Source organism: Acinetobacter sp. FB (genome assembly GCF_056033405.1).
The window spans coordinates 360,081-372,654 of record NZ_CM148502.1 but is presented as its reverse complement, the minus strand read 5'-3'; the positions used below and the strand labels follow the sequence as shown (position 1 = coordinate 372,654).

Genomic DNA, 12,574 nt, shown 5'->3' with positions numbered 1-12,574 from the left:
AGAAAAACTTATGTGAAAAATCAGAAATTCCAATTCACTCAATCTTCACACATTAAGCTATACTTTGACAGTTTTTACTAACATAGCGAGCTCTCTGTGCCGATTGAATTTATTGCAACATCAAAGCTACCAACTGCTTTTGGTGACTTCAATATTTCTGTGTTTCAAGACCCTCAAACGGGCGAAGAACATGTGGCGCTTTCTAAAGGTTTAGAAACTCCCCCAACAGGACCTGTTTTAGTCCGTATTCATTCAGAATGCTTAACAGGTGATGCTTTCGCTTCATTAAAGTGTGACTGCGGTCCTCAATTACAAGCGACCCAACGTTTGATTAATGAAGCAGGTCAAGGCGTGATTTTGTATCTACGCCAAGAAGGTCGTGGGATTGGTTTAACGAATAAAATCCGCGCCTATGCTTTACAAGATCAAGGGCATGACACTGTTGATGCAAACCTGTTATTAAATCTTCCTGCGGATGCACGTCGCTATGACATGTGTAGCATTATGCTAGATCATCTACAAATTAAAGAAGTTAAGTTAATTACGAATAACCCCTTAAAACTTAAAGCCTTAACTGATTTAGACATCAATGTGGTTGAGCGTGTACCGTTAACAGTAGGTCGTAACCCATTTAATGAACAATATTTAAAGACCAAACGTGAGCGTATGGATCATCTTTACCAGAAGGATGACTTCTAAGTCATCCTTGATTCAATCAAGCTCATGATAATTCGAAAATAAGCAATTATTTTATATCGTCATAGAAAAAATACGGTTATTGGGTACTTTGCGGCGAAGATGTAAATCAAATGCCATGCAAATATTTCTTACGAATGCTTTGCCTTGTTCGGTTACTTGAATATCCTTTGATGTCATCTTTAACAAACCGTCATTCTGCATTTCCTCTAGTTGTGCTAATACTTCAGGTAACTCTGGAAAATACAATGCTTCATTCTGCCATGAAGTACTAAAGCAACACATTAAATTGAGTATATGTTGGCGAATGACTAAATCCTCTTCTGTTAAAAGATGTCCACGATATACAGGAATCTCATTCTGTTCTAAACGTGCATAATAATCTTCTAGCGTTTTTTCATTTTGCGCAAAGTTGTACCAACTATCACTAATTGAAGACAAACCTAGGCCAATCATGACTTGCGTTTTTGATGAGGTATACCCCATGAAATTACGATGCAGATTTTCTTGTTGGAAAGCTTGATACATTTTGTCATGTTCCAAAGCAAAGTGATCCATACCAATTTCATGATAACCCTGTGCTAAAAGTTTTTTCTTTCCCTCTTCATATAACTGGCGTTTCAACTCATCTTTAGGTACGTCCTGATCTTTAAAACCACGCTGTCCATTGCCCTTAATCCAAGGTACATGAGCATAGCTATAAAATGCCAAACGATCTGGCTTTAGACTATTCGTTTGTTCAATCGTGTGTAACACATCAGTCAAGTTCTGAAATGGCAAGCCAAAGACCAAGTCATGTGAAATCGAGGTATAACCAATTTCGCGTGCCCACGTTGTAACCTGTTGTACATGAGCAAATGGTTGGATACGGTGAATTGCTTTCTGAACTTTTTCGTTATAGTCCTGCACCCCATAACTCACTCGGCGAAAACCAAGATCATATAGGGCTTGTAAATGCTCTCGAGTCGTATTATTAGGATGTCCTTCGAAACTAAATTCATATTCATCGCATATATCTGCATTTTCCAATAACCCATTAATCAACTCGATCAAATGTTGTACAGAGAAAAATGTCGGAGTTCCTCCCCCCAAATGAATTTCTTTAATCCTCGGTTTGTCGACAAGCAACTGGCAGTACAACTCCCATTCTTTTAACACGGCTTGAATATAAGGTTGTTCTACTTCATGGCGCTTCGTCACACGCTTATGACAACCACAAAAAGTGCACAAGCTCTCACAAAATGGCAAATGGATATATAAACTAATCCCTTCACTCGTATTTGTCTCATCAAATGCCCGTTTTAAAGTTTGCTTCCACATTTCCAAACTAAAATCTTGTTCTTGCCAGTACGGAACAGTCGGATAACTGGTGTAACGTGGTCCTGCAACATTGTATTTTTGAATAAGTGAATGAACTTGAGTCATAACGTGCCTATCTGATGTTCAGCTTGCAACAACAAGCATTATCAATACATTCTGCTGAGCTTAACCTAAGAAATCAACCAACCCTTTTGGTCGGAATAATTATGGTTAGATCGATTAGATCCTTTAAGCTGTTCAACTATCTAATTGCAGTTTGAATCATAAAATCAGCTTATTTTTTTTATGATTTCATGGTACATATCCTTCCATCTTTTTTTAATGATTAGAAGGTTGAAATGCAGCATCCAACTTCAGCTGATATTCAACGTGTTCGCGAGTTTTTACTCGACTTACAAGCACGTATTTGTGCAGGATTAGAACAACAGGAACGTGCAGGCGGTGGCACTGCTGAGTTTATCATTGATGATTGGCAACGAACCGAAGGTGGTGGTGGTCGCTCTCGTGTTCTGCAAAATGGTGACGTGATTGAAAAAGGTGGGGTGATGTTTTCCCACATCAACATCAGTAAACTTCCTGCCTCTGCAACGGAACGCCATCCTCAAATCGCTGGTGCAAAAGCACAAGCTTTGGGTGTTTCTTTAGTGATTCATCCTAAAAATCCCAATATCCCAACTTCACATGCCAATGTACGTTTATTTGTTGCTGAACCTGAGGGTCAAGCCCCTGTTTGGTGGTTTGGCGGTGGCTTTGATCTCACACCTTTCTATCCAGATGATCAAGATATTCAAAACTGGCATCAAACCGCTTATGATTTATGCCAACCATTTGGCGAACATATTTATGCTGAACATAAACAATGGTGTGATGATTATTTCTACTTAAAACATCGTGACGAACAACGTGGTGTTGGCGGTTTATTCTTTGACGATTTGAACCAATGGGACTTCGAGACTTGTTTTAAATATATTCAAGCCGTTGGTAATGGTTACTTAGAAGCAATCTTGCCTATTTTTGAAAAGCATCGTGAACAGCCTTATACCGAAGCTCAACGTGAATTCCAATTGTATCGTCGTGGTCGCTATGTTGAATACAACTTAGTATACGATCGAGGTACCTTGTTTGGCCTGCAAACGGGTGGTCGTATTGAGTCGATTTTAGTTAGCTTGCCTAATCTCGCGGGTTGGTCTTATCGCCCTGAATGGGATGCTGATTCAATAGAGAAACGTTTAACCGATTATTATCTAAAACCTAGAGATTGGTTGAGTTTAAATAAATAATTGACCGTAATTATTCAAAGCACCTGAATTTAGGTGCTTTTTTTGTACCTAAAGATTATCGTATATTGTGTCCGCATAAGCATTCAAATATGTTTAATAGCCTCTGTCCTCTCTTTCAACTTTGGATAAAAGTATGACCAAACAATTTGCTGTCATTGGGAATCCGATTGAACAATCTCGATCACCAGAACTCCATCATGCATTTGCAGCAAAAACGGGGGTCAATTTAGACTATAAAAAAATTCTTGCGCCCTTAGATGGTTTTGAAAGTACAACAAAAGATTTTTTTGCTCATGATGGCATTGGAATGAATGTAACTGTGCCTTTTAAAGAGCAGGCATTTGCTTTATGTGATCAACTTACTGAACGTGCCAAAATTGCCAAAGCTGTGAATACCTTGTGGATGCAAGATGGCAAACTGTTTGGAGATAATACCGATGGTCAGGGTTTAGTCGCCGCCATTCAAGCCTTAGGTTGGGACCTTAAAAATAGTCGCATTTTAATCTTAGGTGCTGGTGGTGCGACACGTGGTGTCATTTATCCTTTAGTACAAGCAGGTGCAAAGCAGATTGTAATTGCCAATCGTACACTTGCTCGAGCTGAACAATTGGTCTCAGATTTAAAAGATGCCGTTCCGCAGGCGCAACTCTCAGCACTCAGCTTGGAACAACTCGCTGGTGAATTTGATTTTGTCATCAATGCCACTTCTGCCAGCTTAACTGGTGATACTTTACAGCTTCCTGAATGCTTGGTTTTTCACCATGCTTATGAAATGGCTTATGGCAAACCTTCGAGCTTTTTGGATCAAGCTCAAGAGCGTCAAGTTCCGTCAACAGATGGTTTTGGTATGTTGGTGGGTCAAGCGATTGAAGCTTTTTCTATTTGGAATGGGGTCAAACCTGAATTAAAAGATTTCTTATGACCCATCTATAAATATTAATGAGCAAAAAAGAACCTGCATTACGCAGGTTCTTTTCAAGTAATCACCTATTATTTTGCCGTTAGCATTTTCAAATACACTTCTTTAAAGATTTCATAATCAATAAATTCATTGTGTTCAATCTTTAATGATTTAATACTCTTTTCGGACAACTGATTTTTACGAGCATCAACATATACTTGTCCTAAAATCGTTGCTGTTTGTACCAATAATGGTTTTTCCTCACTTGAAACTCCATTATCACGCTCAAATTGAACTTGATACTGTTGAGCAAATAGCTGCTGTGGCTGTTTATATTGAGCTTGTAGCTTTTTCCAAGCTTGACGGTCTTTATCACCATGCATCGCATCATTTACAAGACGATTAACAGCTTGCCCTAACTTGTCATCAAACTGATCATCTTGCTCAAGATGATGTTTCTTCTGTAATGCTTCAATGCTCTTTAACGCCTTACCTTGTGGGTTATAGATGTCATCTGTGGCATACCAATAGGCGTAAACAGCAGCGATTTCCTGCAATTCCTGACTTGTATAACGTTGCGCAATTTCTGCCTTATTTTCTATCAGCTTGGCAATAAATACCGCTTTAAATGTTTGCTCATAACTGTGTGTTGCATCATATCGCTGTTCTGCAATGACTTTGAGTTGATCTTCTAGAGATAACGTATAAGGTTCAGCTGAACGCTCTTGAATACCTGCCTGTCCCAATTTTTCTGAGAAACTGCCGATTGCTTGTTCCAACATTGAGCCTTTACTTGCTTCAGCCCATGTTTTCGCTCGTTTCAATTGAGCCTGATCAATTGGCGTTGCTTGACCATAATTGGAAATCAACATATCTGCTTTAAGATTAAAACGAGACTTCAGTTCAGGGAGTGCATAATTCAAATCATAATCAATTTTAACTGCTCGCCCTTGCGCGTCTAAGCCAATATCCATGGTAAATGGATTACGTTTGTCTTGAGGAGGCAACGTTTCTTCAATCTCAGCCTGATGCTTGATCCATAGCGCTTTAAATGCCTGATCATCAATAAATTGATTTTGATCATATACAGCAAATTCTTTTTCTACGCTTTGTAATTTTTCAACATAAGATAGAAAACCTGATTCGGCTTTTTTCGCATTAAAAACATCAATATCGTAAATACTTTCACAATACTGTGCATCTCCATAAGCAGCCTGTTTAGCATTCTGGAGCGCTGTACATTGGGCCTCTGTCAAACCTTGTTCATCTTTTGAGGAAGAAGCTGCATCTGCGGCAGCATCAGCTGATTCTGAATCGTCAGCGACTATCCCTGCTTCTTTAGCAGCATCCATCGCTTGCTGCGCTGCATCGGATACCTTTGGATCAGCTTCATCTTCAACACCAAAGTGCTGATTCACTAAACGATATAATTGCTGACTGACGACACTTGCATCATCTGCGGAATCCTTACTCGCTAATATGGATGCCGCTGCATCAGGCTTGGCTTTGCTTGCAGCATTCGTTTCATCAGCAATCAGCTTTTCTAAATTTTGTTCTTTAATATTTAAAATGCTTTGCATTAAATATTTTTCATTCACTTTACTGTACAAATTCGCTTGTAAAATTAATTCTTCAATCGATGTTTTTAAGCGAATTTTTTCGACTACTCCCAAATTTCGATCAGCAGCGGGCACAGACAATGCTTGAATGTTATTTTGATCAGCTAAACGGTAATAAACAGCACTTGAAGCTTTCACATACTCTGCAAATTTTTTGTAATCCACTTGCTTAAACATTGCCTGATATTTTGAAAAATCCAAATAAGCTAAATTATTTTGATTTTCTTTGTTCACCAAATACGGCATCAAAGCAAAATAATTGATATAAAACTTATAATTATTTAAATCTAGAACCATCGGCACTTTTGCTTGAACTAACAAGGTTGGTTTTTCATAACGTGCTGTCAGATTAAACGAACCCATTTTCTGACGATAGTGGACTGAGCCATCATATTCAAATTGCATATCATTCAATATATTGGTCATGATCTGAGCAAATTTATCAGCTTTAGAACCACCAGAACTTTTGGGCTGTTGTGCCAAGGCATTATAGAGTGCCTGCTTTTGTTTGCTGTTTAAATTAACCTTTTGCTCTTGTAAATATTGATCCACTTTTTGTTTGAGTGCTGCATCTAAAGTCGCCTTTTCTGACGAGGTGTTTGATTTATTTTGATCTAGGTCGACATGAACTTTAAATTTGCCACGATAATCGTAACTCGGATATTCATACATTGCATTAAGACTATTAATTGCCTTTTGCTCTAAATTCTGAGAACCTGAATTGGTTTTAATGACATGCTGCGAACATGCAGAAAGACTAAGACCTAACAAGCATAATGTTAAATATTTTAAACGCATAGCTTTACCAAACACCCTTATATCGTTATATTTTCAACTATAAAATAGATCATTTTTCACATATAATATATGCGAAGACTCTAACAGAAAAATGATTTTCTTACACACAACTCATTTCGAAAATTAGCTTTTCTGACAATTTTTTCCCTAGAGTTTATCAATGTATTTTTATCACTATTATGAATAATCAAAGTATCGAAACAGATAATCCAAAATGATTCAAATACAGGATTAAGATTATGCCAGCTTATAAAGCCCCTCTCCGCGATATTCGTTTCTTAATGAACGAAATGTTAGATTATCCAGCACATTACCAAACTTTGACAAGTGGTCAAAATGCGGATGCTGAAACCGTTGATATGATTCTTGAAGGTGCAGCTGATTACTGCGAAAACGTACTTTCTCCACTGAACCAATCAGGTGATGAAGAAGGTTGTACTTTCAACAATGGTGAAGTCACTACACCGAAAGGTTTTAAAGATGCTTACGACCAGTTCGTAATGGGCGGTTGGCAAGGTCTTTCTTACCCAGAAGAGTTTGGTGGTCAAGGCTTACCAATGTCTTTGAACCTCATCAAATCTGAAATGATGGGTACTGCGAACTGGTCATTTACCATGTACCCAGGTTTAAGTACTGGTTGTATGAATACCATTATGCAGTTCGGTACGGATGAGCAAAAAAATACCTATATGCCTAAATTGGTTGAAGGTACTTGGTCTGGCACAATGTGCTTAACAGAACCTCAATGTGGTACAGACTTAGGTCAAGTTAAAACTAAAGCTGAATCTGCTGCTGATGGTACTTATAAAATCTCTGGTACAAAAATCTTCATCTCTGCAGGTGAACACGATTTAACAGACAATATCATTCATATCGTACTTGCGCGTCTTCCAGATGCACCTGCAGGTACTCGTGGTATTTCTTTATTCATCGTACCGAAATTCATCCCGACTGCTGACGGCGGTGTAGGTGAGCGCAATACTGTTTCTTGTGGTTCTATCGAACATAAAATGGGTATCCGTGCTTCAGCAACTGCTGTGTTGAACTTTGACAATGCAACTGGTTACTTAATCGGTGAAGTAAACAAAGGCTTACATGCAATGTTTACGTTCATGAATACTGCTCGTATTGGTACAGCGGTTCAAGGTATTGCACATGCTGAACTTTCTTTTCAAGGTGCATTACCGTATGCGAAAGATCGTATGTCTATGCGTGCCCTTTCTGGTAAGAAAGAGCCTGAGCGTGTAGCTGATGCGATTATTCACCATGCTGACGTTCGTCGTATGTTGTTAACTCAAAAAGCGGTTGCAGAAGGCGGTCGCGCAATGATCTATCATGCTGCTAAACTTGCAGACAAAATGACAGATGCATTAGTCAATGGCGATCAAGCTGCTTATGAAGCTGCTGATGACAAACTAGGTTTCTATACGCCGATTTTGAAAGGTTTCTTGACTGAATTAGGTTTGGAAGCTGCGAACCATGGTATGCAAGTATACGGTGGTCATGGTTTCATCAAAGAATGGGGCATGGAACAAATCGCACGTGATGCACGTATCTCAACATTGTATGAAGGTACAACGGGTATCCAAGCACTTGACTTATTAGGTCGTAAAGTTCTTTTAAGCTCAAAAGGTAAAGTTGTTCGTGACTATACTGCTGAAATCTTGAAATTCTGTGCTACGCATGCGCGTAACAAGTATTTACGTCGTTTCGCTTGGGACTTAACGAAGCTTTGCGCTCAATGGAACACATTGACTGTTCGCATCATGCTTGCAGCTCGTAAAGATCGTGACATCGTATCTTCTGCTTCTAATGATTTCTTGATGTTCTCTGGTTATGTAATGATGGCTTATTTCTGGGCTCAACAAGCAGTGATTGCTTCTGAGAAACTAGAAGCTGGTAACGGCATTGAAACTCCAGAATTCTATAAAGCAAAAATCAAAGTTGCTGACTTCTACTTTGACCGTTTATTGCCGCGTGCACAAGGTCATGCAGAATCAATGGTAACGACTTCACGTACTTTAACTTCACTTGCTCCAGAACACTTCAGCTTCGATTACTAATTCAATCAGAACTGATCAATAAAAAGAGCGCTTCAAGCGCTCTTTTTTATGGAAGCTTTATTTCACTTTTTTAAACACATAAGCTTGTTTCGGGAAAGGATATTCTTTAAAAAAAACACGATTTCGCCCATGGTCACCATTCCAAATTTGCTCAAGATCCATAACCAAATCATGATTTTGATTAATTTGATAATACAAATTTACATTGGCTGCATCACAACGGACAATAATTTCCTTCCCTGCCTCATGAACATGCCATTGCACCTGCTTACAGGTTTGCTCTATTTTGGTCATATTGCGCGATGGATCTGACCCCAAGCGCCCAAAACTGGTATTGGTCCAATAGACTGAACCATCTTCTAATAAATTTAAGATATATTCCGCTTCTTTTTCATCTTTGATACAACCAGCAAATGCATCAGTACAAGGAATACGTGCATGATAGCGCCCAACATATTGCATATCTTGTTGAGTCGGTTGCGTCATATGTTTAGAAGCAACATGAGGAACTGTTGCTTGTCCAGCAACCTCAGTCAGTGACATCCCTTCACTTGCACTTGTTCGTGCTTGCTCAGCATCTAACATAACAGGAATAGAACTTTCATCAGTAGTTGGCTGCGCTTGGTTTGATGTTTTCATTGAATCCGGATGATAGCTATCACAAGCACTCAAGCCCAAACTCAATAAAAATCCTACACTAACATGCTGTAAGAAGAACCTGAACTGCATATCCACAAATCTCTAATATCAACATCGTTGTCACACTTTTTTCAAAAAACACCCCATGGTTCTGCAAAATATAGGAAGCATTTGAATATTCGTCTATTCCCCAAATGGGTAATTATGGCGGACGTAACTTGATGAAATAGCAAATTAACAAAGCAGTATGCTTTAAGTCGGTGCATTTTAGGCGATACTGTCGTTTTTTCCATCAGCCTTTTACACACCGTAACGATTCTCCCGTCTGTTTAAACTTTAAAAAAACCAGTTCGTCCCTATCTCATTATTAACAGCGATTTATCATGAATGAAGCCTCGTTCTGTTGCTGTATCAAATATTTTAGGAGAAAAATTAAATGGCCAATTCTGGTTTATATCGCTCAAACCGACAAAGCATGATCGCTGGTGTAATGGGCGGTATTGCGGAACGTTTTGGTTGGAATGCAAATTTATTACGCTTGATCTTTGTAGTGATTTCACTCATGAGCGCAGCTTTCCCTGGTATTTTGGTTTACCTAATTTTGTGGTTAGTAATTCCAAAACAACAGCAAAGTCGCGTTGATTATGTACAAGGCTATAATCAGCCCGTAAAAACCGTTTATGAAGACCAAAGCATAAAACGTTAATTTCTTTACCTCTTTTGGTCGCTACGGTTGAATTTCCCCCTAATACAACCGTAGCTTTTTTTATTCTGATTGAAGCTTTTGACGATTGAGTTGTTGTTGAAGCGCAGCGATCATATCCGCACGACTAATAATGCCAATCAAACGTTGATTTTCCACTACGGGAATATAATTAAAAGATTTTTCTACAAAATAAGGAATAAGATCTTGAATCGGTTGTAGCGGATCAACCGTCACCACGCGATGACTCATAATTTGATGGACATAGTGTTGCCATGAATTTCTTGGATCTGTTGCACCTTTAAACCACTCCACAACCTCATACAAAGCAAGTGTCCCTACCAAATTATGCTCTGAATTTACCACAGGCAAACTCATTAAATTTACCGCTTTGAATTTATCTAAAGCTTGGTGAATATCATCATCTTCATGTAGCTTAATCACATCACGACTCATAATATCTTGGCAAACAAATGAGTGATTCAAACGTTCATTGGCATGCTCTTGTGCCTCTAAAATGATCTTTTCCAAATCATACTGACTAATATCTAATAATTCTGTGTGGTGTGCTAAAGCATACTTAATATCTTTAGGTTGGATCGAAACTTTCTGAGTTGGCGTAGGGTCTTTGGAACGCTCATTGACATGTGCTGTAATCGGATAATAACGCCCAATCAAGCGATTGAAAAAGACAGCAATCAACAAAAGTAAAATTGAGTTGAGTAATACTGGATATAAAATAAAGTGGAATCCTAAACGATGTACAGCATCACCACCTAAAACTGCGGTGATTGCAACTGCGCCGCTTGGAGGATGCAATGAATCGGTTGTCATCATCATAAAAATAGCTAACCCAACTGCGACACTAAAAGCAGAGGTTAAATCAGGCAACAACTGTGTACATGTCACACCAATTAAACCTGCCAATATGTTGCCAACCACAACATTCCAAGGTTGCGCTAAAGGACTATTCGGAACTGCAAAAAGCAGTACCGAAGAGGCACCCATCGGGGCGATATACCATGCATTCATACCACCCAATACATACCAACTAATTAAAGAGGATATTGCTAAACCACAAAGCGCGCCAAATCCAGAAAGTAAACGTTCTTTCAAAGGTAATACTTTGTAATTCGGTTTTAAGAAATTTAGCCAGTCTGATTGGGTTAAGCTCACAATGCACCTTGCTGGAATAGTATTGTTTCATTGGTTGCAGCAGTATACGCTGACTCAGACTGAAGGTGTATTTAAATTACAGTTTTAAATAATAACGAAAACTGATCAAGGTCAATTTAAATACTCCTTTAATTGCTCCAATCGCTCTGCATATTTTTGCATGGGGCAAAACTCATACATCGGCGAACCGATATAAGCACCGGCATTACGGCACTCTTGATCGACAAAATTTTTTCCAAAGCTGTTGTGATTTAATAATGTCCTGATAACGTTCAGGCTGCTTGTATTCCTGACTCTGTTTTTTTATTTGATCCAATAACTGCACAATCTGCTTTGCATATAAAGTTTTGGTTCTGGTGCTACAAATCTCCCACCACAGCATTATTGATATTCCCCAGTTTTAGCTGTTGAATGGTGTCATCGACACATTGGCTATAAGGATCTATCGCTTTATCTTGCGTTTTGGCAAATACTAAAGTACTCAAACAAGCCATAATCAGTACTGCTGTTTTTAAAACTAATTTAGTCATGAATGTGCTCTTTTGTTATGTTGGTATTTTTAAAATAATAATCAAAAAATGCCTTAAACATATTTTTCATTCAGATAACGCCAATAGCGTTTAGGTAAATATTGCACATGCAATTTCACATTCTGACGTTCTTTAATGTTGATACTATTGAAATAATCTTTCCAAAGTTGATCGTATAATTCTTCTTGTTCATCTAATTCTAATTGGAAATTTTGACTCGCACCATTTTCGATATTACGGTCAATCTGATTGGCCTCTAAAGACACCTCATGAATCTCCTTCAAATCATAATACAGACCATATTTGCGTTGTTCGTCATAAATCAGCCAACGTTGATCTTGATAACGACGCTTAAAATGCGGCTGTATCAAAGGTAATACATTAAAATCTGGTCGAACTAAACTTAAAAATAAACCATCTGTGGTTTTCTTAAAACGCACAAAAGCTTCCATACGATGCTTTTCGCGCCCGACCTTTTTCGTCCATTGCGAAATCGCTAAAACACTGGGATGAGAGTAATTTTTTTCGACTGAATGTTGATGCCGAAAAACATAGACACAGTAATTAAATAAATGCTGATAGGCATCTAAAGATTCAGATAGATAAGCAAAATAAAATTGTTTTAACGAAGAAGATGAAAGCTTTTTTTGTAACGCAGACCACACACGTTCGGCATGTTGCTCATGATTTGGAATTTCAACCACCGTGGCAAATAAGCCATGCTGTGCACCTTGGTTTAAACACAGTTGAACATGGAATTCTTTAAATTGAAAAGCACGAAATACACAGTTGAGTAAACCGACCATAGAGCCATCAAAGTAGTAATAAACCACAGCATCACTGAGCATG

Annotated in this window: 10 protein-coding genes and 1 pseudogene; 5 read left to right on the top strand and 6 right to left on the bottom strand. The window is 38.4% G+C overall.

Going from position 1 to position 12,574, the window contains the following annotated elements:
* The first annotated feature begins 96 nt into the window (after window positions 1–96).
* Window positions 97–699: a GTP cyclohydrolase II gene (ribA, locus tag AC0JIQ_RS01740; protein WP_004660293.1), complete on the top strand. Its 603-nt coding sequence runs from the start codon at window positions 97–99 to the stop codon at window positions 697–699.
* Between the two features lie 51 nt (window positions 700–750).
* Here ribA and hemN read toward each other — a convergent pair whose 3' ends face one another.
* A complete protein-coding gene (gene hemN, locus AC0JIQ_RS01735) occupies window positions 751–2,121 on the bottom strand; it encodes an oxygen-independent coproporphyrinogen III oxidase (RefSeq protein WP_474202463.1) in 1,371 nt (456 codons plus the stop codon).
* 233 nt (window positions 2,122–2,354) lie between these two features.
* On the opposite strand from hemN, the gene hemF reads away from it, so the two are divergent.
* Both hemF and aroE read left to right on the top strand, forming a co-directional pair.
* Window positions 2,355–3,296 carry an oxygen-dependent coproporphyrinogen oxidase gene (gene hemF / locus AC0JIQ_RS01730; RefSeq protein WP_474202462.1) on the top strand — a complete coding sequence of 314 codons (942 nt, stop codon included), beginning with the start codon at window positions 2,355–2,357 and terminating at the stop codon, window positions 3,294–3,296.
* A gap of 133 nt (window positions 3,297–3,429) precedes the next feature.
* Window positions 3,430–4,218, top strand: coding sequence for a shikimate dehydrogenase (gene aroE / locus AC0JIQ_RS01725; RefSeq protein WP_474202461.1), 789 nt, complete (start codon window positions 3,430–3,432; stop codon window positions 4,216–4,218).
* Between the two features lie 68 nt (window positions 4,219–4,286).
* On the opposite strand, the gene AC0JIQ_RS01720 is transcribed toward aroE, so the two are convergent.
* Window positions 4,287–6,614, bottom strand: coding sequence for a hypothetical protein (locus AC0JIQ_RS01720; RefSeq protein WP_474202460.1), 2,328 nt, complete (start codon window positions 6,612–6,614; stop codon window positions 4,287–4,289).
* A gap of 239 nt (window positions 6,615–6,853) precedes the next feature.
* Here AC0JIQ_RS01720 and AC0JIQ_RS01715 point away from each other — a divergent pair, with 239 nt between their 5' ends.
* On the top strand, window positions 6,854–8,677 hold the full coding sequence (locus tag AC0JIQ_RS01715; RefSeq protein ID WP_474202459.1) for an acyl-CoA dehydrogenase C-terminal domain-containing protein: 1,824 nt from the start codon (window positions 6,854–6,856) through the stop codon (window positions 8,675–8,677).
* A 57-nt stretch (window positions 8,678–8,734) separates the two neighbouring features.
* Here the strand turns inward: AC0JIQ_RS01715 and AC0JIQ_RS01710 are convergent, their stop codons facing one another.
* Window positions 8,735–9,406 (bottom strand): hypothetical protein, encoded by a 672-nt coding sequence (locus AC0JIQ_RS01710; RefSeq protein WP_474202458.1) that lies wholly within the window; start codon window positions 9,404–9,406, stop codon window positions 8,735–8,737.
* Window positions 9,407–9,752: 346 nt separating this feature from the next.
* On the opposite strand from AC0JIQ_RS01710, the gene AC0JIQ_RS01705 reads away from it, so the two are divergent.
* Window positions 9,753–10,022 carry a PspC domain-containing protein gene (locus AC0JIQ_RS01705; protein ID WP_004660281.1) on the top strand — a complete coding sequence of 90 codons (270 nt, stop codon included), beginning with the start codon at window positions 9,753–9,755 and terminating at the stop codon, window positions 10,020–10,022.
* A 60-nt stretch (window positions 10,023–10,082) separates the two neighbouring features.
* On the opposite strand, the gene AC0JIQ_RS01700 is transcribed toward AC0JIQ_RS01705, so the two are convergent.
* From AC0JIQ_RS01700 to AC0JIQ_RS01690, 3 genes and pseudogenes are all read right to left on the bottom strand, one after another.
* A complete protein-coding gene (locus AC0JIQ_RS01700) occupies window positions 10,083–11,195 on the bottom strand; it encodes an HPP family protein (RefSeq protein ID WP_474202457.1) in 1,113 nt (370 codons plus the stop codon).
* Between the two features lie 111 nt (window positions 11,196–11,306).
* A pseudogene (locus AC0JIQ_RS01695) lies at window positions 11,307–11,725 on the bottom strand (lysozyme inhibitor LprI family protein).
* Window positions 11,726–11,778: 53 nt separating this feature from the next.
* Window positions 11,779–12,573 carry a TIGR03915 family putative DNA repair protein gene (locus tag AC0JIQ_RS01690; protein ID WP_474202456.1) on the bottom strand — a complete coding sequence of 265 codons (795 nt, stop codon included), beginning with the start codon at window positions 12,571–12,573 and terminating at the stop codon, window positions 11,779–11,781.
* Between the last annotated feature and the right edge of the window lies 1 nt (window position 12,574).

Coding starts and splice junctions, on each gene's coding strand:
- hemN (WP_474202463.1), bottom strand. CDS start 2,121: ATGACTCAAGTTCATTCACTTATTCAAAAATACAATGTTGCAGGACCA.
- hemF (WP_474202462.1), top strand. CDS start 2,355: ATGCAGCATCCAACTTCAGCTGATATTCAACGTGTTCGCGAGTTTTTA.
- aroE (WP_474202461.1), top strand. CDS start 3,430: ATGACCAAACAATTTGCTGTCATTGGGAATCCGATTGAACAATCTCGA.
- AC0JIQ_RS01720 (WP_474202460.1), bottom strand. CDS start 6,614: ATGCGTTTAAAATATTTAACATTATGCTTGTTAGGTCTTAGTCTTTCT.
- AC0JIQ_RS01715 (WP_474202459.1), top strand. CDS start 6,854: ATGCCAGCTTATAAAGCCCCTCTCCGCGATATTCGTTTCTTAATGAAC.
- AC0JIQ_RS01710 (WP_474202458.1), bottom strand. CDS start 9,406: ATGCAGTTCAGGTTCTTCTTACAGCATGTTAGTGTAGGATTTTTATTG.
- AC0JIQ_RS01705 (WP_004660281.1), top strand. CDS start 9,753: ATGGCCAATTCTGGTTTATATCGCTCAAACCGACAAAGCATGATCGCT.
- AC0JIQ_RS01690 (WP_474202456.1), bottom strand. CDS start 12,573: ATGCTCAGTGATGCTGTGGTTTATTACTACTTTGATGGCTCTATGGTC.